This window comes from Pseudomonas guineae (assembly GCF_900113745.1).
GTDB classification, from domain to species: Bacteria; Pseudomonadota; Gammaproteobacteria; order Pseudomonadales; family Pseudomonadaceae; genus Aquipseudomonas; species Aquipseudomonas guineae.
The window spans coordinates 1,744,408-1,767,824 of sequence record NZ_FOQL01000001.1 but is presented as its reverse complement, the minus strand read 5'-3'; the positions used below and the strand labels follow the sequence as shown (position 1 = coordinate 1,767,824).

Sequence of the window (23,417 nt, the reverse complement as noted above, 5' to 3'; positions counted from 1 at the left end):
CTTGAGGGGAAACCGCCGCGCACTCCTGCCCGCTCATTTCGAACTGGAGGTTCCACCATGCGTAAGACCCGTCTGTGTTCAATGCTTGCCGCCGGCCTTGCTGCGACCATCAGCGTCAACAGCCACGCCGCACCTAAAACCGACTTCAGCGTTTGCTGGACCATCTACGCCGGCTGGATGCCTTGGGAATACGGTGACGCTGAAGGCATCGTCGACAAGTGGGCCAAGAAGTACGACATCAACATTGATGTGGTGCAGATCAACGATTATGTCGAATCGATCAACCAATACAGCGCCGGCCAGTTTGACGGCTGCACCATGACCAATATGGATGCTCTGACTATCCCGGCAGCCGGCGGCATTGACAGCACCGCGCTGATCATCGGCGACTTCTCCAACGGCAACGACGGCGTCGTGCTCAAGGGTGAGAAGAAGACCCTGGGCGATCTTAAAGGCCAAAACGTTAACTTGGTCGAGTTGTCCGTTTCCCATTACCTGCTGGCTCGCGGCCTGGAAAAAGCCGGCCTGAGCGAGCGAGACCTGAAGGTAGTTAACACCTCAGACGCTGACTTAGTCGCGGCCTTCAGCACCAACGACGTCACCGCCGTCACCACTTGGAACCCGCTGTTGGCCGAAATTGAAGCCACCCCTGGGGTGACCAAAGTCTTCGATTCCAGCCGGATTCCCGGTGAAATCATCGACCTGATGGTGGTTAACAGCGACACCCTCCAGGACAACCCGGCGTTCGGCAAAGCACTGACTGGTGCGTGGTACGAAATCATGGCCACCATGGGCGCCGACACCCCGGCAGGCACTGCAGCACGTGAGCATATGGCCAAGGCTTCCGGCACCGACCTGGCAGGGTATGAGTCGCAACTGGCTGCGACCAAGATGTTCTATTCGGCCAAAGACGCCGTGGCTTTCGCCACCAGCCCGAAACTGCCGGCGACCATGACCAAGGTGGCTGAGTTCTCCTTCAGCCATGGCTTGCTGGGTGAAGGTGCACAGAGTGCCAATGCCATCGGTATGAGCTTCGCCAAAGGGGTAAATACCGGCGACAAGAGCAACCTCAAGCTGCGCTTCGACCCGAGCTATATGCAGATGGCGGCTGACGGCAGCCTCTGACGCCTGATAGTGCCGGTAGAGGCTGAATTGTCAGCACCTACCGGCAGCCCTAACGCGAATCCGCGAGAAACTGTCATGCGCCTGATCAATCGACACCCGGACCGCAGCGGTCGCCTGTTGCTGATTCTGCTGCCCTTCGCCTTGCTGCTGTTTGTCTATTTCGCCGGCTCCGCGGCGCGCCTGGCGGACAACCCCAACGACAAGCTGCTACCCAGCGCCACGCAGATGGCAGCAGCCGTTGATCGACTGGCCTTTACCGAGGACAAACGCAGCGGCAAGTACCTGTTCTGGCAGGACAGCGCAGCCAGCCTCAAGCGGTTGGGCATGGGCATCGGTATCGCCGCTGTGGTTGGGCTTTGTTTGGGCATTGCGGCCGGTATTCTGCCGCTGTTTAGCGCACCGCTGTCACCGCTGCTCACCGTACTGTCCATGGTGCCGCCGCTGGCAATTCTGCCGATTCTGTTTATCACCTTCGGCCTGGGCGAATTATCCAAAGTGATGCTAATCGTCATCGGTATCACCCCAGTCTTGGCCCGTGATCTGGAACAACGTGCGCGAGAAATCCCCCAGGAAATTCTGATCAAAGCGCAAACCCTAGGTGCCAGCACCTGGACCCTGATTCTGCGCGTGGTGTTGCCGCAGTTGCTGCCGCGCCTGCTGATTGCCCTGCGCTTAGTGCTCGGCTCGGCCTGGCTGTTTCTGATTGCCGCTGAAGCCATCGCCAGTACCGATGGCCTGGGCTACCGGATCTTCCTGGTGCGCCGCTATATGGCCATGGATGTGATTTTGCCCTACGTGGTGTGGATCACCCTACTCGCCTGGCTGATGGACCTGGGCCTGCGCCAGACCACCCGCCTGCTCTTCCCCTGGTATGAAGGAGCCAAGGCATGAGCGCCTTTATCGAAGTGAAGAACGTCTGGCAGGAGTACGCCGATCAGGTGGTGCTTGAGCGCTTGAACCTGCGCATCAATGAAGGTGAGTTTTGCACCCTGGTCGGCGCATCCGGCTGCGGCAAGTCGACCTTCCTGCGCCTGCTGCTGGGCCAGGAACGACCGAGTAAAGGCGAAATTTTACTGGCCGGAAAGCCACTGGCCGCCGAGCCCGATAGCAGCCGTGGCGTGGTGTTTCAGCGCTACTCAGTGTTCCCACACCTCAGCGTGCTGGATAACGTTGCCATCGGCCTGGAGTTGCCGAGATCAAAACTGCTCGGCCGCCTGTTCGGTGCGGCCAAACGTGAGGCCCGCGCCAGTGCCGAAGTCATTCTGCACAAGGTCGGCCTCGGCCATGCCTTGGACAAATACCCCAGCCAGCTCTCTGGCGGCATGCAGCAGCGCCTGGCGATTGCCCAAGCACTGATCATGCAGCCACGCGTGCTGCTACTCGATGAACCCTTCGGCGCCCTCGACCCGGGTATCCGTAAGGACATGCATGTCCTGCTGCTGGAACTGTGGAAAGAAACGCGCCTGACCGTGTTCATGGTCACCCACGATTTGAGTGAAGGTTTCAGCCTCGGCACCCGCTTGCTGGTGTTCGACAAAACCCGTATCGACCCGCATGCACCGAACGCGTTCGGCGCACGCATCACCTACGACATCCCCCTCAACAGCGACCGCCGCGCTGCCCGCGCCGCCGTCGAAAGCTTGCCCGCGCATATCAGCGGCAACCTGCAACCGGCTCAGTGAGGAACACACCATGACTGCCGCCTCAACCCTGCGCCCCACCCTCTATGAAGAACTGCTACCGGCGGGTGGCCACACCTCCTTTGTGCTCAAGCGTGGCCAACTGCTGCGCATCACTGACCTGGAAGGCGGCGCCAATGCCAGCCTGCTGCTGCTCAACGCAGCCGAGAAAAGCGAACGGCTGAACCTGCCGGACAGCCTCAAGTGCCAGCACACGGCCAAACTCACCGCTGGTCACTGCCTGTATTCGGACATGGGTCGTGTGCTCGCGGCCATCACCGCTGACACCTGCGGCTGGCATGACAGCTTTGGCGGCGTGCTGAACGCCGCCGAGGTGGCGGAAAAATATGGCCAGGGCCGCTACCAGGAGCTGCGTAACGGCTTCTTCCGCAATAGTGTCGACAACCTGCTGGTGGAAATGGGCAAGTGGAACCTCGGCCTACAGGACCTACTGATGTGCCTCAACCTGTTCAGCAAAGTGACAGTAGATGCTGACGGCAGCTTCCAGTTTGAGGCCGGTAACTCCAAGGTCGGCGACTACCTCGAACTCTATGCGCCCATGGACACCTTGGTGGTGCTCACCGCCCTGCAGCACCCCATGGACCCCAACCCCGCCTATGCCCCCAAGCCGCTGCAACTCAGTTGGCACAAGGTTGAGAGCGACGGCATCAGCGTGCTGTGCCGTACCTCACGCGCGGAAAACGCGCGTGGCTTCCACAACACCGAACGTCAGTACCTCTGAGGGTCGCCGCATGTCTCTAACAGCAAGCACTCTGCACGCTGAAACCGCCGCTTACCGCGCCGTAATTCCGGCTGGCGAACCCTTTCTCTGCGAAGTCAAAGCCGGGCAAACCCTGCGGCTGCTTGATTTGGAAGGCAACCAGGCGGTCGATACCCTGTTCTTCAGCGCGCAGAACCCGCGCGAGCGTTTCGACCCGCAGCGCACCCTGCGTCGGCAGAACAACGTGTACCTGACCACCGGCAGCGTTCTCTACTCCAACCTAGGCAACCCGCTGCTGAGCATCGTCGCTGATACCTGTGGTCGTCACGACACCCTCGGCGGTGCCTGCGCCCAGGAGAGCAATACCGTCAGATACGCGCTGGATAAACGCTACATGCACAGCTGCCGCGATAACTTCCTGCGCGCCAGCCTGCACGACGGCCGCCTGAACAAAGCCGACATCGGCGCCAACATCAATTTCTTTATGAACGTGCCGGTGACGCCTGAGGGCGGCCTGACCTTTGAAGACGGCATCTCCGCACCCGGCAAGTACGTCGAGCTGATCGCACACATGGACGTCATCGTACTGATTTCCAACTGCCCGCAGCTGAACAACCCCTGCAATGGCTGGAACCCGACCCCAGCCGAGGTGCTGATATGGAATTGAAGCTAAGCACGTTACGCCGCTGGCTCTTACAGCTATGCCAAAGCCGCTCCGGCCAGTGCCTGCAACAACCACCGAAAGACTCGTAGCTGTGGGCTGACCCCCTTCTACAAAGCCGAAGTCCGCAGACATCCGCAACACAGACTTTCAATCACGGACGACCGTGGTGCAGACCGAATACTGCGGGACGGCCCGCCTTGCCTTTCGAGGGCAAATCCATGTTCAACAAATTGCTGATCGCCAACCGTGGCGCCATTGCCTGCCGCATCCTGCGTACCTTGCGCGACCTCAACGTGCATGGCGTGGCCGTCTACTCCGAAGCCGACGCCGCCAGCCTGCATATCCAGCAGGCCGATGAAGCCTTTAGCCTCGGCGAAGGCCCAGCGGCTGGCACGTATCTGAAGGTTGAGAAGATTCTCGCCGTGGCTAAACAGACCGGTGCTCAAGCCATCCACCCCGGTTACGGCTTTCTCTCGGAAAACGCTGCCTTCGCTGAAGCCTGCGAAGCGGCCGACATTGCGTTTGTCGGCCCCACGCCCGAGCAGCTACGCGTGTTCGGCCTCAAGCACACCGCCCGCGCCCTGGCCAAGCAGCACGGCGTGCCGATGCTGGAAGGCACCGAACTGCTGGAAAACCTAGAAGCGGCACTGCTTGCCGGCGACGAAGTCGGCTACCCGGTGATGCTGAAAAGCACCGCTGGCGGTGGCGGCATCGGTATGCGCGTGTGCAACAGCGCCGCCGAACTGAGTGATGCCTTCGACGCGGTCAAACGCCTGGGGCAAAACAACTTCAGCGACAGCGGCGTGTTTATCGAGAAATACATCCAGCGCGCCCGCCACCTGGAAGTGCAGGTGTTCGGCGACGGCCAAGGTGAAGTTCTGGCCCTTGGCGTGCGCGACTGTTCGGTGCAGCGGCGCAATCAAAAAGTGCTGGAAGAAACGCCTGCGCCCAACCTGCCGACTGGTATGGCCGAGGAGCTCTGCGCCGCCGCGATCAAGCTGGCCAAGGCGGTCAACTACCGCAGCGCCGGCACCGTCGAGTTTGTCTACGACAGCGAGGCTTCGCGCTTCTACTTCCTTGAGGTCAACACCCGCCTGCAAGTCGAACACGGTGTCACCGAACAAGTGTGGGGCGTCGACCTGGTGCGCTGGATGATCGAGCTGGCGGCCGGCGACCTGGCGCCATTGAGCGAGCTGGGTAAAGACCTAAAAGCCAGCGGCCATGCTGTTCAGGCGCGGCTGTATGCCGAAGACCCGAGCCGCGATTTCCAGCCAAGCCCGGGCTTGCTAACCGCCGTGGACTTCCCCGCTGCCGATGGCAAAGCGCTGCGCATCGACACCTGGGTTGAAGCCGGCTGCGAGATTCCGCCCTACTTCGACCCGATGATCGCCAAGGTCATCACTTGGGCACGCACTCGCGATCAGGCCAGTGCCGCACTCAGCCAGGCCCTTGCTGATACGGTGCTATACGGTGTGGAATCCAACCGCGACTACATTCGTCAGATCCTTGTCGACGCACCGTTCGCCAGCGGCCACCCCTGGACCCGCTGCCTGGAAGGGTTGGCTTATCAGGCCACGACCTTCGAGGTACTGTCCGCCGGCACCCAAACCACCGTGCAGGACTACCCCGGTCGCCTCGGCTACTGGGCCGTTGGCGTGCCACCGTCTGGCCCGATGGATGACCGCGCGCTGCGCCTAGGCAACCGCCTGCTGGGTAACGCAGAAGGCGCCGCTGCGCTGGAAATCACCATGAGCGGACCGCTGCTGCGCTTCAATACCGATGCGGTCATCGCCATCACCGGCGCGCCCATTCCGTTGAGCATCGACGGTGCCGAGCAGACCATGAACAGCGCGCTGCTGATCAAAGCTGGCAGCACCCTCAGCCTCGGCACCATCGCAGGCGCAGGCGCACGCAGCTATCTGTGCCTGCGCGGCGGCCTGCAAGTGCCGGACTATTTGGGCAGTAAAAGTACCTTCACCCTCGGCCAGTTCGGCGGCCATGGCGGCCGCGCGCTGCGGGCGGGCGATGTGTTGCATATCCCAGCTTTGGTTGACCCGAATGCTGGCGCGCAACTCCCGGCCGAGCTGTGCCGCACTCTGCCAGCGGTACGCGAAATCCGTGTGATCTACGGCCCCCATGGCGCACCGGAATACTTCACCGAAGGCTACATCGCCACCTTTCTCGCCACTGCCTGGGAAGTGCACTTCAACTCCAGCCGCACCGGCGTGCGCCTGATCGGCCCGAAACCTGAGTGGGTACGCGACAGCGGCGGCGAAGCCGGCCTGCACCCCTCCAATATCCACGACAACCCTTATGCCATCGGCGCGGTGGACTTCACCGGCGACATGCCGGTCATCCTCGGCCCAGACGGCCCAAGCCTGGGCGGTTTCGTCTGCCCGGTAACCATCATCGAGGCCGACTTGTGGCAGCTCGGGCAGCTCAAGGCGGGCGATAAGCTCAAGTTTGTGCCGGTGAATGTTGCCACCGCGCGGCAATTGGCCCATGGGCGCAAAAACGAAAGCATTAGCCTACGGGCAGTAGTAACAGCCATCGAACCAACCCACGAACTAATCAGCCCGATCATTCTGGATATTGGTGACGCGGATAAACGCCTGGTCGCGCGCCTGTCGGGCGATACCCATTTGCTGCTGGAAATCGGCGCGCCAGAGCTGGACTTGGTGCTGCGCTTTCGCGGCCATGCGCTGATGCAGGCGCTGGAAGCCAAGAATCTGCAGGGCGTGATTGACCTGACACCGGGCATTCGCTCGCTGCAAGTGCACTATCAGCCCGAGACGTTGCCGCTGAGTGATCTAATCGACATCGTTGCCGGTGAATGGGATGCCGTGTGCAGCGCTCAGGACCTCAAAGTACCGTCACGCATCGTCCATCTGCCGCTGTCGTGGGACGATCCGGCCTGCCAGCTGGCCATCGACAAGTACATGACCACGGTGCGCAAGGACGCACCTTGGTGCCCGAGCAATTTGGAATTTATCCGTCGCATAAACGACCTGCCCAATCTGGATGAAGTCTACAAAACCGTCTTCGACGCCAGCTATCTGGTGATGGGCCTAGGTGATGTTTACCTCGGCGCACCGGTGGCCACGCCACTGGACCCACGGCATCGTTTGGTTACCACCAAATACAACCCAGCCCGCACCTGGACCGCCGAGAACTCGGTGGGCATCGGCGGCGCATATATGTGCGTGTACGGCATGGAAGGTCCAGGCGGCTACCAGTTCGTCGGCCGCACCCTACAAATGTGGAACCGCTACCGCGAAGTCGCCGCCTTCGACGGCAAGCCTTGGCTACTGCGCTTCTTCGACCAGATCCGTTTCTACCCGGTCAGCGCCGACGAACTCACCCGCATCCGCCGCGACTTCCCGCTGGGCCGTTATGACCTGTGTATCGAAGACAGCGAACTGAAGCTGGCCGACTACCAAGCGTTTCTCGATAAAGAAGCCGAGGGCATCGACGCCTTCCGCACCCAACAACGCGGTGCTTTTGCTGCCGAACGCCAGCGCTGGATTGACTCTGGCCAAGCGCATTTCGACAGTGAAGAAGTGGCCGTCGAAATCGCTGAAGACCGCCCGCTGGGCGCTGGCCAACACAGCATCGAAAGCCATATCGCCGGCAACCTCTGGCAGGTGCAGGTCGAGGAAGGCTCGCGGGTAAAAGCCGGCGATGTGCTGGTGATACTCGAGTCGATGAAGATGGAAATCCCCCTGCTCGCGCCGCGCGACGGCATCGTCCGCGAAGTGCGCGTACAACCCGGCTCAGCAGTGCGTGCCGGCCAGCGGGTGTTGGTGCTTGAGGAGAGCTAAACCGTAGGGTGGGTCACGCTCCACCGACCCACCAACCGGCCGCAAGGCCGGCCAAAAGCCCGGCCAAAGGGCCAACCCATTTGCGATGCCACGGCATCGATGGTGGATGGAAAAAAAACACCATCCACCCGACGAGGATACGAATATGAAACACGAATTTGATCTGCGCCTTGGCGCGCTGAAAACCGCCTACAGCGATGGCAGCCTAAATCCACGCCAACTGATTCTCGCCCTGCGTGAACAGTCGGCCGCGCTGAACTCTGAGTTCAATCTGTTTATTCATCTGCTTAGCGCCGCCGAATTAGAACCCTATCTGGCCGCGCTGGACGGCAAGTCGCCAAGCGAACTGCCGCTATTCGGCGTGCCGTTTGCGATCAAGGACAATATCGACCTAGCCGGTATTCCCACCACCGCTGCCTGCCCGGCCTTTGCCTATACCCCCGAGTGCAGCGCCAGCTTGGTCGAGCAGCTCATCGCCCTCGGCGCCGTGCCGCTGGGTAAAACCAACCTCGACCAGTTCGCCACCGGTCTAAATGGCACCCGCTCACCCTATGGCGCTTGCCGCAACAGCGTGCACCCGGATTATCCGGCTGGCGGTTCCAGCGCCGGTTCGTCACTCGCCGTAGCGCTGGGCATGGCCAGCTTTGCCTTGGGCACCGACACTGCAGGCAGCGGCCGAGTACCGGCGGCGCTGAATAACTTGGTCGGTCTGAAAGCCAGCAAGGGCCTGCTCTCCACCGCCGGTGTGGTGCCGGCCTGCCGCAGCTTGGATTGCGTGACCTATTTCACCGCCAGCTCCATGGAGTCCAGCCAATTATTGGCCCTGACCGCCAAGCACGACTCCCGCGATCAATACAGCCGTAGCAACCCACTGTGGAACGATGCCAGTGCCTTCGGCGCGCCGCGTAAAGGTTTTCGTTTTGGCGTGCCCAAGCAGCTGGAGTTTCTCGGCTGCACACAAAGCCCAGCGCTGTTCGCGCAGAGCATCGAGCAACTGCAAGCCCTTGGCGGTGAACCGGTGGAAGTCGACTTCGCGCCGTTCTTGGCCGCCGCTCGCCTGCTCTATGCCGGCCCTTGGGTTGCCGAGCGCTACAGCGTGGCCGGGACGCTGATCGAACAGCAACCGGAGGCCGTGTTGCCGGTGATCAAGGATGTACTGGGCAAAGCCGCCGGCTTTAGCGCTGTGCAAACCTTCGAAGCGCAGTACCAACTGCAAGCCCTCAAAGCCCAATGCGATCAACTGATGGCCGGGTTGGATTGTTTACTCACACCCGCCTATCCGCGCCCAGTGACCCTGGCCGAACTAGAAGCCGAGCCGGTGCAGCGCAACTCGGATCTCGGTTATTACACCAACTTTATGAACATGCTCGATTACGCCGCGGTAGCGGTGCCGGCTGGTTTCATGGCCAACGGCCTGCCGTGGGGCGTAACCCTGTTTGGACGGGTGTTTACTGATCAATACCTGCTGAGCCTGGCCGATGCGCTGCAACGTCAGCAGGCTTTGCCGCTGGTCGGCGAACGCCGCCTGAGTGGCCCAGCACCGGCCAACACTGCCCGTAACGACATGGCCCGCGTGGTGGTCTGCGGCGCGCACCTGAATGGCCTGCCGCTCAATTGGCAACTCAAGCAGCGCGGCGGCCGCTTGGTTGAGGCCACGCTCAGCTCCCCCGACTATCAGCTGTACGCCCTGGCCGGTGGACCGCCATTTCGGCCGGGCATGGTCCGCGTCGCCGAAGGCGGCGTGAGTATCCCCGTAGAAGTGTGGGAACTACCTAGCAGCGAGCTGGGCTCCTTCCTCACCGGTATTCCCGCGCCGTTGGGCTTGGGCAAAGTACAACTGGCCAGCGGCGCCTGGGAAAGCGGCTTTATCTGCGAGGCTTACGGCCTAGATGGCGCTAGCAACATCAGCGCCTTCGGCGGCTGGCGCGCCTATATGCAGAGCAAAGATTGAGCTCAATCGCGCGACAGATCCACGCGGTAGCCGCTGCCGATCACGTGTTTTGCTAGATCAGCAGCGGCCACAACTGGCTAAACAAACCACTCTGACGCTCGCGCGACAGACGATGCTGGCCGAAGATGACGCATACCTAAGCAAAGTCGCGGTACGCTTCTTGCTGCAATTCAGGCACACGAATTAGCGGATGCTGTCGATGTTGCATGCCCACCTCACCACCTTGCACGTGGTCTCACTGATTCTCTCGGCATTTGCCGAACAGCCTGAGCTCACCCCTCAGCTTCTAGCCGGCAGCGGCATTGACCCCGCGGACCTGAACTGCGCAGACACGCGCATCACTCGCACCCAAGAATTACAGGTGTGCACCAATGCTTTGCAGTTACGCCGCGACCTGGGCCTCGAATTGGGCCGCAAAATGCACATCTCAGCCTATGGCATGCTCGGTTACGCCGCCCTGTCGAGTGCCACTTTGGGTGACGCTTTGCAGCTGTTGCTGCAATTTCCAGCGTTGCTCGGCACCTACTTCAAACTCAAACTGCAGGTAGAGGGCGAGCTGGCTTGGGTCTGCGCCAGTGATTACCAACACCGTCCGGAGCTGGAGGTGTTCAACCTGGAAATGTGCCTGGCGTCACTCAAGCTGATGTGTGACGACCTACTCGGCCAACCACTGCCGTTGAGCGCAGCGCAATTCCGCTATAACGAACCGCAATACAGCGGCCGCTACCCACTGAGCTTCAATTGCCCCCTGCAGTTCAACGCCACCCATAATGCCTTCGTCTTTCCCGCGCACTGGTTACAACAGCCCTTGCCCCTGGCCGACGCGGTGACCCACCGTGAAATGCTTAGCCGTTGCCGCAAGCAAAATACCGAGTTCACCACCCGCCAAGCCTGGCTTGGGCGCATTCGCCAACTACTCAGCGAACAACTCACTGCACCGCCGGGTCTAGAACAACTGGCGCAACAGATGCATTGCTCGCCGCGCACCCTACGCCGGCACCTGCAAGAACTCGGCACGCATTATCAGGAGCTGCTCGACGAGCTGCGTTTCGAGCACGCCAAAGCCCTGCTCAGCCAGGAAGACTGGCCCATCTGCCGCATCGCCGAACACCTCGGCTACAGCGAGACTGCCAGTTTTCGTCATGCCTTCCAGCGCTGGAGCGGTGTGGCGCCGAGTCGCTTTCGCGCATAAACCTAACGCCGTTACGAAAGGAGCCGCACGGTAAGGAGGCGCTTCAGCGGCGAGTTATTCAGTTCACGGCTAAAGCACCTCCCACAGAGAAGTGACGGCCATAAATATGGCCACTTCTATCCCCTTTTGGCCGTTGTCAGCGTTCTTTCGCAGCGCATTAGCGGCGAACAATGGTGGCTAGAACAATAAGCCTGGGAGCTACCTGCATGCTGACCTTTTACAGCGACGACCATCACCTGCACCACGGCAGCTGCGAGCTGATCGATGGTCAGCTAATGCCCTGTTTCGAGAAGCCCCAACGCGCCGATCACATCCTGCAGCGGGTCAAAGATCGCCAGCTGGGCGACATCCACGCACCGAAAGATTTCGGCCGCGCGCCCATCGAACGTATCCATAGCGCCGCTTATTTAGATTTCTTCAAAGGTGCTTGGGAACGTTGGCAAGCGCAAAACGGCAATGGCGACCTGCTGCCCTTCACCTGGCCGGCACGCACCCTGCGCCCAGTGATCCCCACCGATTTACACGGCCAACTGGGCTATTACAGCTTTGACGGCGGCGCGCCGATCACCGCCGGCACCTGGCAAGCCGCCTACAGCGCTGCGCAAGTGGCGCTGAGCGCCCAGCAAGAAATCGCCAACGGTGCACACAGCGCCTTCGCCCTATGCCGACCGCCAGGCCACCACGCCGCGGGTGAGCTGATGGGCGGCTACTGCTACCTGAACAATGCCGCCATCGCCGCCCAGGCCTTTATCGACCAAGGTAAACAGCGCGTGGCCATCCTCGATGTCGATTACCACCACGGCAACGGTACGCAGGATATTTTCTATACCCGGGATGATGTGCTGTTCACCTCCATCCACGGCGACCCGGCTGAAGAATTCCCATTCTTTCTTGGCTACAGCGATGAGCGCGGCGAAGGTGCCGGTGAAGGCTGCAACTTCAACTACCCGTTGCCCATGGGCAGCCCATGGGAGGTGTGGAGTGCGGCGCTGGATCAAGCCTGCGAGCGCATCGCCGAGTACGACGCAGAGGTGATCGTCGTCTCGCTGGGTGTGGACACTTTCAAGGATGACCCGATTTCCCAATTCAAACTCGACAGCCCGGATTACCTGGCCATCGGTAAACGCATCGCTGCCTTGGGTAAGCCGACGCTGTTTGTCATGGAAGGTGGTTATGCGGTCGAGGCCATCGGTGTGAATGCCGTGAATGTTCTGGAAGGCTTCGAGGGCGCTTAAGCCCTCCTCCACACACAAAGGTGAACACTATGAAAACAATTAAACACCTGCTCGCCAGCGCCATCTGCGGCGCCACGTTATTCGCCAGTGCAGCGCAGGCCGCAACAGCAGAGCCGCAACGCGAACTGCGCGTGTACAACTGGGCCGACTACATGCTGCCCTCGGTGCCCAAAGACTTTGCCGCCAACAGCGACATCAAGCTGACCTGGGATATCTTCGACACCAACGAAGGCTTGGAAGCCAAGCTGCTTACCGGCAACTCGGGGTACGACCTGGTGGTGCCGACCAACACCTTTCTCGAAAACGAAATCAAAGCCGGCGTATTTCAGAAGCTGGATAAATCCCAGCTGCCCAACTGGCAGAATCTCGATCCCGGCCTGCTGCAACTGATGACCGCCAACGACCCCGGCAACCAGTACGCCGTGCCTTATATGTACGGCACCGTGTTGATCGGCTTCAACCCGGACAAGGTCAAAGACGTGCTCGGTGCCGATGCCCCGGTGGACAGCTGGGACCTGATCTTCAAAGAAGAGAACATCAGCAAGCTCAAGCAATGCGGCGTGGCCATGCTCGACTCACCCGGCGACATCCTGCCGATTGCCCTGCACTACCTGGGCCTAGACCCCAACAGCACAAAACCGGATGACTACAAAAAAGCCACCGAGCTGATGCTAAAAATTCGTCCCTACGTCACCTACTTCCACTCAGCCAAATACATGACCGATATCGCTAACGGCAATATCTGCGTGGCCATCGGTTATTCGGGCAGCTTCTACCAATTCGCCAACCGCGCCAAAGAAGCCGGCAACGGTGTAGTGGTCGATTGGCGCTTACCGAAGGAAGGCGCACCGCTGTGGTTCGATTCCTTCGCCATCCCGAAAAGTGCGAAAAACGTCAGCGAAGCCCACGAGTTCCTCAACAACCTGCTTGACCCCAAAGTCGTCGCTCCGATCAGTGACTTCCTCGGTTACCCCAACCCGAACAAGGCCGCGATGCCACTGGTGGGCACAGAGATCCGCGACAACCCCGGCCTGACGCCAACCGCCGAAGCGCAAAAGACCCTCTACGTGCTGCAACCGCTGCCGCAGAAGATCGAACGCATACGCACCCGTGCCTGGAACACCATCAAGTCGGGTACCTGATGTCATCACGGCGCAGCGGGAAATCTGCTGCGCCGGCGATATTCAGCACAGGGTTTTAGCCACCGACCTCGCCGGTTTCCAGCTTGCGCCAGAGCAGGCGCACCGACGCCTTGCGTACCAAGGCGCAGCGGTACAGGCGAATTTCCAGTGGCACCTGCCACTGTGCATTGCCGCACACCACCAGCTCACCGCGCGCCAGTTCGCCGGTCACCGATAAGCGCGGCACCCAGGCCACGCCCATGCCCTGCAAGGCCATGCTTTTCAGGCTGTCAGCCATGGCCGTTTCATACACAGTGGTGGAACGCAGCGCGCGTTGGCGCAGCAGCAGATTGACCGAACGGCCGAGAAAGGCGCCGGCGGTGTAAGCCAGCAGCGGTACGCTTTGCCCGCTGTCCAAATCGAATAATGGCTGAGCGTCTTGATCGACTGCGCACACGGGCAACATCTCAGTACGACCCAGGTGCAGTGAGGGGAAAATCTCCGGGTCCATTTGCAGCGCCGCGTCCGGATCATAAAAGGCCAGAATCAGATCGCAGGCGCCGTCACGCAAGGCGTGCACCGCCTCACCAACGTTGGTGGCCACCAAACGGGTGTGCAACGGCAGGCCTTCGCGGCGCAGGCGAGCGATCCATTCGGGAAAAAAACCCAAGCTCAGCGAATGTGCGGCGGCAATTTGCATCACCTCGCCCTGCTGGCCTTCGACGTTGTGCAGGTGGCGCACCACCTCACCCAGCTGCTCGACAATGCTGCGCGCCGTGACCAGAAACAGCTGGCCAGACTCCGTCAATTCAACCGGTGTGCAGCTGCGGTCCACCAGGGTCAAGCCGAGCATGTTTTCCAGGCTGCGGATGCGCCGGCTGAATGCCGGCTGGGTGACGAAACGCTTTTGCGCCGCCTGAGAAAAGCTGCGGGTGGCGGCCAGGGTGACAAAATCTTCCAGCCATTTACTTTCAAGGTTCATCGTCGCTCCTGTTTTGTAGGGTGGATGACGCTCTCTTCATCCACCGCTCAGCCGGCATTCAGTTGTGGTGGATGGGTAAAGTGTCATCCACCCTAAGCTCTGCATCCATGCAGTCGTAGCGGCGACGATCGCGGCTGGAGCCCCTCCCACAGGTAGAGTGCACGTTCGAGCGCAAGCGGACGTCACATCGACATTATGCCGATTATGCATGACCTAGCGTTTAACAGCATTGGCCAGCACCAAGCTGCAGCCCTTAATCTACGGCACATCGCGGCACAAGCCGTCCTCTCAGAGACCGTAACCATCATGTCCCCTGTTGCATCATCGCGCATCGAAAAAGACCTGCTCGGCACCCTCGACGTTCCTGCTGACGCCTATTACGGCATTCAGACGTTACGCGCCGTGCAGAACTTCCGCCTGTCCGGCGTGACGCTGTCGCATTACCCGAAACTGGTGGTCGCGCTGGCCATGGTCAAGCAGGCTGCAGCTGACGCCAACCGCGAGCTGGGCCACCTGTCTGCGGCCAAGCACACGGCGATCAGCACTGCCTGCGCACGCATCATTCAGGGTGAGTTTCACGACCAGTTCGTGGTCGACATGATTCAGGGCGGCGCCGGCACCTCGACCAACATGAACGCCAACGAGGTGATCGCCAACGTCGCCTTAGAAGCCATGGGTTTTGAGAAGGGTGACTACAAGCAGCTGCATCCGAACAACGACGTGAACATGGCGCAGTCGACCAACGACGCCTACCCCACCGCCATTCGCCTCGGCCTGTTGCTGGGCCACGAAAGCCTGCTCACCGCACTGGATAAGCTGATCCAGTCGCTGTCGAAAAAGCACCTGGAGTTCAACCACGTATTGAAGATGGGTCGCACCCAGCTGCAAGACGCCGTGCCGATGACCCTCGGTCAGGAATTCCGCGCCTTCGCCACCACCCTCAGCGAAGACCTGCAGCACCTCAAGCTGCTGGCGCCAACCCTGCTCACTGAAGTCAACCTGGGTGGTACGGCGATTGGCACCGGGATCAACGCCGACCCGCAGTACCAGCTGATGGCCGTTAAGCGCCTGGCGATCATCAGCGGCCAGCCGCTGACCCCGGCCGCTGACCTGATTGAAGCCACCTCGGACATGGGCGCGTTCGTGCTGTTCTCCGGCATGCTCAAGCGCACCGCGGTAAAAATGTCGAAGATGTGCAACGATCTGCGCCTGCTCTCCAGCGGCCCACGCACCGGGATCAACGAGATCAATCTGCCGGCCCGCCAGCCAGGCAGCTCGATCATGCCGGGCAAGGTCAATCCAGTGATCCCGGAAGCGGTCAACCAAGTGGCTTTCGAAGTGATCGGCAACGACCTGGCGCTGACCATGGCAGCCGAGGGTGGCCAACTGCAGCTCAACGTCATGGAGCCGCTGATCGCCTACAAGATCTTCGACTCGATCCGCCTGCTGACCCGCGCCATGGATATGCTGCGCGAGCTGTGCATCGACGGCATCACTGCCAACGAAGCGCGCTGCCGCGAACTGATGGAAAACTCCATCGGCCTGATCACTGCCCTCAACCCCTACATCGGCTACGAAAACGCTACGCGCATCGCCAAGGTGGCGCTGGAAAGTGGCCGCAGCGTGCTGGAGCTGGTGCGTGAGGAGAAGCTGCTGGGCGACGCCGAACTGGCCGACATCCTGCGCCCGGAAAACATGATTGCTCCACGCCTCGTCCCACTGCAGCCTTGAGCCAGGTGAGTAGCCATGTGCAACCAACCCGCGCCTACCGGTTTTCTCGCTATTCATCCGCCGCGCCGTCTATGGCCTAGTGTGCCGATGTTTTACAGCCAGAGCCTGCTCGGCGCGACGCCACAGCCGGCGCAAGCCGTGAGCGTCCCGCGCCAGGTAACCCTAGCCACCTGACGCACAGAGCAATACAGCGCGCCGTTTCCGCAAGGACCGGCGCGTTTTTTTGTTTAAAAATCGGCATTTATGCCGGGCAAAAAGCGTGACCAGCCGAGCTTGCCGAGCGGCATTTTTCAAGGCTGTTGTAACGGCCTCATAAAAACGACAATCCGAGTAATAACTCTGCGCCGCATGCCGCTGTAGCAGCAAATCCTTATCGGCCTCGGCCTCGGCGTACTCACCGGTATGCTGTTGAAGACCGACGCCTTGGTGCTCGCGCCGATTGGCACGCTGTTCCTCAACGCGATCAAGATGCTCATCGTGCCGCTGGTATTCGTCTCCCTGGTGGCCGGTATCACCGCCATGAGCGACAGCGCCAAGCTCGGCCGTATCAGCGTCAAAACCATCGCCATCTATTTGGTTACCCCCGCGTTTGCAGTGAGCATCGGCCTGCTCTTCGGTGCCCTGTTTACGCCCGGCGAAGGCATGAACATGGTCGCCAGCGGCGCCCAAGACGTTAAGCAAGCACCGTCGCTGATGCAGATCCTGGTCGACCTGGTGCCGACTAATCCGGTCAACGCCTTTGCCCAAGGCAATATCCTGCAGATCATCGTGTTCGCTATCGCCTTGGGCGTGAGCATGAACATGCTGGCACTGCTGGCACGGCTCAGCCCGCTGCGCTTTTTCAGGGGCGTGGCACCGGCGTTGGCTGTGGCCTTTAGCACCTCAAGCAGCGCTGGCACCCTGCCGGTGTCGATTGAGTGCGCGCGTAAAAACCTCGGTGTATCGCAAGGTGTGGCGGGCTTCGTTCTGCCGGTAGGCGCCACCATCAACATGGATGGCACGGCCATCTACCAAGGTGTGCTGGCGCTGTTTATTGCCCAGGCCTTCGGTGTCGAACTCAACGGCGCGCAGTACTTGATGATTATCCTCACCGCCACCCTGGCGTCGGTGGGCACCGCAGGTGTCCCGGGCGCCGGGCTGATCATGCTCGGTTTGGTGCTGACCTCGGTCGGTCTGCCGCTGGAAGGTGTGGCGCTGATCGCCGGGATTGATCGCATTCTCGACATGGCCCGTACCACGGTCAACGTGGCCGGCGACCTGATGACCACACCCTGGCCGGGCACAGCGAGCACGAGCTGGATCAGACCATTTATAACAGCGACAACGCGCAGTAAAGCCGCCAACCCTGCCCTCCACAACGCCCCATCAACCTCGTGTTCACGGGGCGTTGTGCTATTGGCTTGCGGCCGCACTAGCCTCCGCGCACTCGGCCAGTCAGCGTTTTGCGCATCCGTGTAGGCTAGTGTTTTTACTGTCGCCTTATTTCGGAGCCGCCTGCGATGACGTTCTCAACCAAGCCCTCGCGCAATACGCTGCTGGCATTGGCACTGCTGACTGTTTTATTACCGGCCCACGCGGCCTGGGCGCAAAGCGAAGACGCGAGCCTTTCCGAGCCCGTCGCCGAGGCGGCTATCGAAGCAGAAGCAACGCAGAGCGATGAGACGATTCAGGCGCGCATCGAGAATATTTTTGCCGAACTGGAGCCACTGCGCGGCGTCACGGTGTATGTCGGTGGCGGCGTGGTCATTCTGCGTGGCGAGGTGGCCAATGAAATGGCGGCGCAGCAAGCCCAGCGCTTAGCAAGCCGGCTCGCCGGGGTGGTCACGGTAACCGACGAGATGAGCAGAACCCTGGCCGTGGCCGACAACGTGCGCCCAGTGATTGAGCGCCTGCGCACGCAAAGCGTGAATTTTATAAAAGCCCTGCCGTTGCTTGGCCTGGCGCTGCTGGTTTTAACCGCCTTTGTCCTGCTGGGCAATTTCATTGCCGACCGGCAATTTTTATGGCGAAAAATAGCGCCCAACCCTTTCCTCGCCGACCTTATGGCCCAGGCCATGCGCGTGGTCATCCTGCTGCTGGGGATTATTCTGGCGCTCAATCTGCTCGGCGCGGCTGCCGTCATCACCACCATCCTCGGCGGCGCCGGGGTCATTGGCCTGGCTATCGGTTTTGCCGTGCGCGATACGGTGGAGAATTACATCTCCAGCGTGATGCTCAGCCTACGCCAGCCGTTCCGCGCCAAGGATCACGTGATCATCAATGACATCGAGGGCATCGTCGTGCGCCTGACCTCGCGCGCCACGATTTTAATGACCCTCGACGGCAACCATATGCGCATCCCCAATGCGGCGGTGTTCAAGGGCATCATCCTCAATTACTCGACCAACCCGGAACGGCGCTTTGAGTTCGAACTCGGCGTGGATGCCGACGATGACCCGGTGGCCGCAATGCAGGCGGGCCTGGACGCCGTCAGCAGCCTCGACTTTATCCTGCAAGAGCCCGAGCCCGACGCGCTGATCAATACGGTGGGCGACTCCAACATCGTTCTGACCTTCTACGCCTGGATCGATCAACGCCAAACCAATTTTGCCAAAGCCCGCAGCCTGGCCATTCGCGCCGCCATGCGTGCACTGCAAGCGCAGGGCTTCACCTTGCCGGAGCCGATTTATCGGTTGCGCTTCGACTCCGCAGTCAACACCGCGCTGTTTAGCGCGGTGGATGCCAAAAGTACCGACGCCACACCGCTCGCTGGCCGCGCGGGCAAAAATGAGCCGCCGGCAACCCGAGTGGAGCGCGGCGATGCGGTGCTCGATGTCACCCCGGATAAACACCTGGAGCAGAAAGTGGACGCGGAAATCCAATCCGACCCAGGCAATGACCTGCTCGACAAGGACGTGCCGCATGAATAAAAGCGCCCTTGGCTAAAGGCCGGCGGCTGACCCAAAGCGCGACGCCAACTGTGCCGGTAAAAGTCGCCGCAACTGGCGCTTATCCGGCCCGGCACCGCGCGCTAGGATATGGCCTCACCGCCGGAGTCCCCCATGTACACGCCACCCGCGTTCCGTCAAAACGACCTCGCGTTGCTGCATCAGCAGATCAACGACTGCCCACTGGCAACGCTGATAAACCAGGGCGCAAACGGTCTACAGGCCAGCCACCTGCCGCTCCTGCTGGCCGCCGACGAGGGCGAATTCGGCACCCTCTACGGCCACTTTGCCCGCGCCAACCCACATTGGCGTGAGCTGCTGCAGGGCGAAACCCTGGCCATCTTCCAGGGGCCACAGGCCTACATCAGCCCCGCGTGGTATCCGAGCAAGGCCGAACACGGCAAAGCCGTGCCCACCTGGAACTACATCGCCGTGCACGCACGCGGTCAGGCGCAGCTGATTGAAGACCGCGAGGGGCTGCTGCAGTTGGTCAGCCGTCTCAGTGCCCAGCATGAGGCCGGACGCGAGCGGCCCTGGGCGGTCAGTGATGCGCCCAGGGACTATATCGACACGATGCTGCGCGCCATCGTCGGCTTCGCCCTGCCGATCCAGCGCCTTGAGGGCCAATGGAAACTCAGCCAGAACCGCACGGCCGCTGATCGCGACGGGGTGCATAAAGGCCTCAGTGCCAGCCCTGCCGCCGCAGACCAGGCACTCGTGGCACGCTTGAGCTGAGGCTACGCCTTACTCGATCTCAAACAGGCCATTACGGATTTGCGCACCACTCAGGCGCTGGCGAATGTCGGCGTCGATGCGCGGATCATCCGGGCTGTAGAGCATCACCTGACGGTAGGCGTTGACCCGATTGATGTCATTGCCGAGAAACTCCCAGACCACCCGCGTACAGGCCGGGGTACGTAAGTCGCCGCTGGACACTCCGGTTTTCAGGCCGTTGAGGCGGCTGATGCGGCTCTTGAAACTGGGGATCAGGATGGTCTGGCTCATCTCGTTACCGGTCAGCGACTCGTAGTCGATCAGAAACAGCCGATCTTGCAGGTAGAAGGCCGCGCCCAGGTAGCGGCAACGCACCCAATCCTCGGCCTTGCCACTGTCGGCGCGCGACGGTTCCTGACGCTCCTGACGCTCAAACAGGTAGCTGCCGCGCTCCTCGCGCAGGTGCACCAGCGACAGCAAAATCTGCCCCGGTACCGACATGCAGTTGGCGTACTCGAAGTAGTAGCCGCAGTAACGCGACAGGCTGCTGGAATGCTCGCCAAGGGGCTGGAATAACTCCAGCAAGGGATCGGTGACAACCCGCGCTTCTTGACTGCCGCTGCGCGCGCCGATCAGGTCGGCAAACTGCTCACTCGGCAGGCTCAGTTCGTAGCCCTCGACCCCGAAAAAATCACAAATGCGCTTGAGGTTGTAGGCCGTCGGGCGACTCTGACCGCTGAGGTATTTGTTGAACTGAGCACGGTTGATCGCCAGCTTGCGGCACACCTCCGCGATCGACCGGTAATGGCTGCACAACAGCTTGAGATTGAGCCCTAAGTAGTCGGACATGATGGATTTTCCGGTGATGCGATCGGCGCAATTTTAGCATCAACTCGCATCATTTCGCCGCCACCTGCGAAATTGCATGACGAACGCGCCTGCTGAACTATTCCGCCCCTAGCAAATTCCCCCCACAGAACAACAAGAGAGACTGCCCTGCCATGCTCGATATTCTCAACAACCTGATCTGGAGCAAGCTCCTGATCGTGATGCTGATCGGCCTTGGTCTGTACTTCACCATCGCCTCGCGTTTCGTCCAATTTCGCTACTTCGGCAGCATGTTCCGTATCTTTTCCGAAGCCTTCCAGCGCCAGCCGGGGCAACTCAGCTCGTTTCAGGCGCTGATGCTCTCGGTCGCCGGCCGCGTGGGTGCCGGCAACATTGCCGGTGTTTCAGTGGCGATCATGCTCGGTGGCCCGGGCGCGATTTTCTGGATGTGGGTCGTGGCATTGGTCGGCATGGCCACCAGCTACTTCGAGTGCTCCCTGGCGCAGCTGTACAAGCGTCGTGAAGACGACGGCACCTACCGCGGTGGCCCGGCCTTCTACATTGAGCACGGTCTCGGCCAACGCTGGTTGGGCATTGTTGTGTCGATTCTGCTGCTGGTGACCTTTGGCTTCGGCTTCAATGCCGTGCAGTCCTATACCGTGGCCAGCTCGCTGCATGACACCTTTGGCCTGCCGACCTACATCAGCGGTCTGATTCTGACCGCAGTGATCGGCATGATTATTTTCGGCGGCATCAAGCGCATCGCCAAATTTGCCGACGTGCTGGTGCCGGTAATGGCGTTTGCCTACATCTCTATGGCCATCTTCGTGATTGGCAGCAACGTTGAGGCGATTCCGGCCACCCTGCAGCTGATCTTCAACAGCGCCTTCGGTCTGGAACCTGCGTTTGCCGGTGGTATTGGCGCGGCGATCATCATGGGCGTGAAGCGCGGCCTGTTCTCCAACGAAGCGGGCCTGGGCAGTGCGCCGAACGTCGCCGCCGTGGCCGAAGTTAAGCATCCGGTGGCACAGGGCATCGTGCAGTCGCTGAGCGTGTTTATCGACACCATCATCCTGTGCAGCTGCACCGCGCTGATCATCCTGCTGTCGGGCGTCTATCAGCCAGGCATGGATATGGCCGGTGTGGTGCTGACCCAAACGGCCGTGGCCAGTGTCGTCGGTGAATGGGGCCGGGTTTTCGTCACCATCGCCTTGCTGCTATTCGTCTTCACCACCTTGATCTACAACTACTACCTCGGCGAGAACGCTCTGGGCTTCTTCAGCAAGAAGCGCGCACCAGTTATGGTCTACCGCGTGTTGGTGGTGGCTCTGGTACTGTGGGGCTCGGTACAGGATCTGGGCACCGTGTTCGCCTTTGCGGATGTGACCATGGGCCTGCTGGCCATTTGCAACTTGGTTGCCCTGGCGTTGCTGTTCAAGGTCGGCCTGCGCCTGATGCGTGATTACGACAGCCAGATCAGGGCCGGCGTGACGTCACCGGTACTGGACGCGAAAAATTTCGCCGACCTGGACCTCGACCCAGCCGTTTGGGCGGCTAACGCGCACACCGCGACGTCGCCGGCCAAACAAGCCGAAATCGGCAACAGCGTGCATCAGCGCTAAACGCTACGCAGGCTTTGAAAAACAGGGGGCTTAGCCCCCTGTTTGCATATAAGAACAATGAGAAACGGAGAATCCGCATGGGCTGCAAAAAACTCCTGATGCTGTATACCGGCGGCACCATAGGTATGCAGATGAGCGCCACTGGCCTGGCTCCGGCGTCCGGCTTCGAGGCGCGCCTGCGCAGTCAGCAAACGCAGGAAGCTCAGCCGCTACCGCAATGGTCGTTTGCCGAGCTGTTGCCGCCCATCGACAGCGCCAATATGAACCAGCACAACTGGCTGGCGATGGTCGCAGCGATTCGCACCGGTATCGAGCGTGACGGTTGCGACGCTGTATTGCTGCTGCACGGCACCGACACCCTGGCCTATAGCGCCGCCGCCCTGAGCTTTCTCCTGCTCGGCCTGCCGCTGCCGGTCATTCTCAGCGGCTCGATGCTGCCGGCCGGAGCCGACGGCAGCGATGCCTGGGCTAACCTGTTCGGCGCCATGCGCGCGCTGCAGGCGGGTGTTACACCGGGCGTGCACCTGTACTTCAATGACGCGCTGCTGCATGGCGCACGGGTCAGCAAACTGCGCAGCGACGCCTTCGACGCCTTCCATGTGCTGCCGCGCCAACGCCAGAGCGCACGCGCCGAAAGCATCCCGGCCAGCATCGACTATCGCCAGCCGCGTCAGCCGGTCAACCTGGCCGTGCTGCCGTTTTATCCCGGCATCCAGGCCAGCCATGTACGTGCCCTGCTCGACAGCGGTGTACAAGGTCTGCTGCTGGAATGCTACGGCAGCGGCACGGGACCTGCAGATGACGCCGAACTGCTCGGCGTGCTCAAGGCTGCGCATGATCGCGGCGTGGTATTGGCGGCCATCAGCCAGTGCGCGCACGGGCATGTTGAATTCAGCGTGTATGCGGCCGGTAGCCAACTGGCCAATACGGGGCTGATCTCTGCGGGCGGTATGACCCGCGAAGCCGCACTGGGTAAACTGTTCGCCCTGCTCGGCGCGGGCCTGAGTCAAGCCGAAGTGGAACACTGGTTTGCCTTGGATGTCTGTGGTGAACGCACCGATTGAAGCCTGCGCCCTTCCAGCTAGGCTGTAAGGGCTTTACTCA

The 23,417-nt window shown here is 60.9% G+C and carries 18 protein-coding genes and 1 pseudogene; 17 read left to right on the top strand and 2 right to left on the bottom strand.

Annotation, left to right across the window (positions count from 1 at the left end):
• The first annotated feature begins 57 nt into the window (after positions 1-57).
• The 10 genes from BMZ32_RS07965 (at position 58) to BMZ32_RS07920 (ending at position 13,530) form a co-directional block, all read left to right on the top strand.
• Positions 58-1,125: a putative urea ABC transporter substrate-binding protein gene (locus BMZ32_RS07965; RefSeq protein WP_090241142.1), complete on the top strand. Its 1,068-nt coding sequence runs from the start codon at positions 58-60 to the stop codon at positions 1,123-1,125.
• A gap of 75 nt (positions 1,126-1,200) precedes the next feature.
• Positions 1,201-2,016 carry an ABC transporter permease gene (locus BMZ32_RS07960; protein ID WP_090241140.1) on the top strand — a complete coding sequence of 272 codons (816 nt, stop codon included), beginning with the start codon at positions 1,201-1,203 and terminating at the stop codon, positions 2,014-2,016.
• Positions 2,013-2,807, top strand: a complete 795-nt coding sequence (locus tag BMZ32_RS07955; RefSeq protein ID WP_090241138.1) for an ABC transporter ATP-binding protein — start codon at positions 2,013-2,015, stop codon at positions 2,805-2,807. The genes BMZ32_RS07960 and BMZ32_RS07955 overlap by 4 nt, the downstream gene beginning before the upstream one ends.
• A gap of 10 nt (positions 2,808-2,817) precedes the next feature.
• Positions 2,818-3,546 carry an urea amidolyase associated protein UAAP1 gene (locus BMZ32_RS07950; protein ID WP_090241137.1) on the top strand — a complete coding sequence of 243 codons (729 nt, stop codon included), beginning with the start codon at positions 2,818-2,820 and terminating at the stop codon, positions 3,544-3,546.
• A gap of 10 nt (positions 3,547-3,556) precedes the next feature.
• A complete protein-coding gene (locus BMZ32_RS07945) occupies positions 3,557-4,192 on the top strand; it encodes an urea amidolyase associated protein UAAP2 (RefSeq protein ID WP_090241135.1) in 636 nt (211 codons plus the stop codon).
• A 215-nt stretch (positions 4,193-4,407) separates the two neighbouring features.
• Positions 4,408-8,010, top strand: coding sequence for an urea carboxylase (gene uca / locus BMZ32_RS07940; RefSeq protein ID WP_090241133.1), 3,603 nt, complete (start codon positions 4,408-4,410; stop codon positions 8,008-8,010).
• Between the two features lie 145 nt (positions 8,011-8,155).
• Positions 8,156-9,961, top strand: a complete 1,806-nt coding sequence (atzF, locus tag BMZ32_RS07935) for an allophanate hydrolase (protein WP_090241131.1) — start codon at positions 8,156-8,158, stop codon at positions 9,959-9,961.
• 199 nt (positions 9,962-10,160) lie between these two features.
• On the top strand, positions 10,161-11,153 hold the full coding sequence (locus BMZ32_RS07930; protein WP_090241605.1) for an AraC family transcriptional regulator: 993 nt from the start codon (positions 10,161-10,163) through the stop codon (positions 11,151-11,153).
• Positions 11,154-11,359: 206 nt separating this feature from the next.
• Complete coding sequence (locus tag BMZ32_RS07925) at positions 11,360-12,388, top strand: histone deacetylase family protein (RefSeq protein WP_090241129.1); 1,029 nt, start codon at positions 11,360-11,362, stop codon at positions 12,386-12,388.
• A 29-nt stretch (positions 12,389-12,417) separates the two neighbouring features.
• Positions 12,418-13,530, top strand: a complete 1,113-nt coding sequence (locus tag BMZ32_RS07920) for a polyamine ABC transporter substrate-binding protein (RefSeq protein ID WP_090241127.1) — start codon at positions 12,418-12,420, stop codon at positions 13,528-13,530.
• Between the two features lie 55 nt (positions 13,531-13,585).
• On the opposite strand, the gene BMZ32_RS07915 is transcribed toward BMZ32_RS07920, so the two are convergent.
• Positions 13,586-14,491 (bottom strand): LysR substrate-binding domain-containing protein, encoded by a 906-nt coding sequence (locus BMZ32_RS07915; RefSeq protein WP_090241125.1) that lies wholly within the window; start codon positions 14,489-14,491, stop codon positions 13,586-13,588.
• Positions 14,492-14,797: 306 nt separating this feature from the next.
• Between BMZ32_RS07915 and aspA the strand changes: the two genes are divergently transcribed.
• From aspA to BMZ32_RS07895, 5 genes and pseudogenes are all read left to right on the top strand, one after another.
• Positions 14,798-16,222 (top strand): aspartate ammonia-lyase, encoded by a 1,425-nt coding sequence (gene aspA / locus BMZ32_RS07910; RefSeq protein WP_090241604.1) that lies wholly within the window; start codon positions 14,798-14,800, stop codon positions 16,220-16,222.
• A 15-nt stretch (positions 16,223-16,237) separates the two neighbouring features.
• The gene (locus tag BMZ32_RS19430) at positions 16,238-16,396 is read left to right on the top strand and encodes a hypothetical protein (protein WP_167376727.1); all 159 of its coding nucleotides are present in this window, start codon (positions 16,238-16,240) and stop codon (positions 16,394-16,396) included.
• Between the two features lie 192 nt (positions 16,397-16,588).
• Positions 16,589-17,556: pseudogene (locus tag BMZ32_RS07905) on the top strand (dicarboxylate/amino acid:cation symporter).
• Between the two features lie 165 nt (positions 17,557-17,721).
• The gene (locus BMZ32_RS07900) at positions 17,722-19,131 is read left to right on the top strand and encodes a mechanosensitive ion channel family protein (protein ID WP_090241123.1); all 1,410 of its coding nucleotides are present in this window, start codon (positions 17,722-17,724) and stop codon (positions 19,129-19,131) included.
• 132 nt (positions 19,132-19,263) lie between these two features.
• Complete coding sequence (locus BMZ32_RS07895; protein WP_090241121.1) at positions 19,264-19,884, top strand: FMN-binding negative transcriptional regulator; 621 nt, start codon at positions 19,264-19,266, stop codon at positions 19,882-19,884.
• A 9-nt stretch (positions 19,885-19,893) separates the two neighbouring features.
• Here BMZ32_RS07895 and BMZ32_RS07890 read toward each other — a convergent pair whose 3' ends face one another.
• Positions 19,894-20,712, bottom strand: a complete 819-nt coding sequence (locus tag BMZ32_RS07890; protein ID WP_090241119.1) for a helix-turn-helix domain-containing protein — start codon at positions 20,710-20,712, stop codon at positions 19,894-19,896.
• Between the two features lie 152 nt (positions 20,713-20,864).
• On the opposite strand from BMZ32_RS07890, the gene BMZ32_RS07885 reads away from it, so the two are divergent.
• Both BMZ32_RS07885 and BMZ32_RS07880 read left to right on the top strand, forming a co-directional pair.
• Complete coding sequence (locus BMZ32_RS07885) at positions 20,865-22,313, top strand: alanine/glycine:cation symporter family protein (protein ID WP_090241117.1); 1,449 nt, start codon at positions 20,865-20,867, stop codon at positions 22,311-22,313.
• Between the two features lie 77 nt (positions 22,314-22,390).
• Positions 22,391-23,377 carry an asparaginase gene (locus BMZ32_RS07880; protein ID WP_244153928.1) on the top strand — a complete coding sequence of 329 codons (987 nt, stop codon included), beginning with the start codon at positions 22,391-22,393 and terminating at the stop codon, positions 23,375-23,377.
• Positions 23,378-23,417 lie beyond the last annotated feature (40 nt).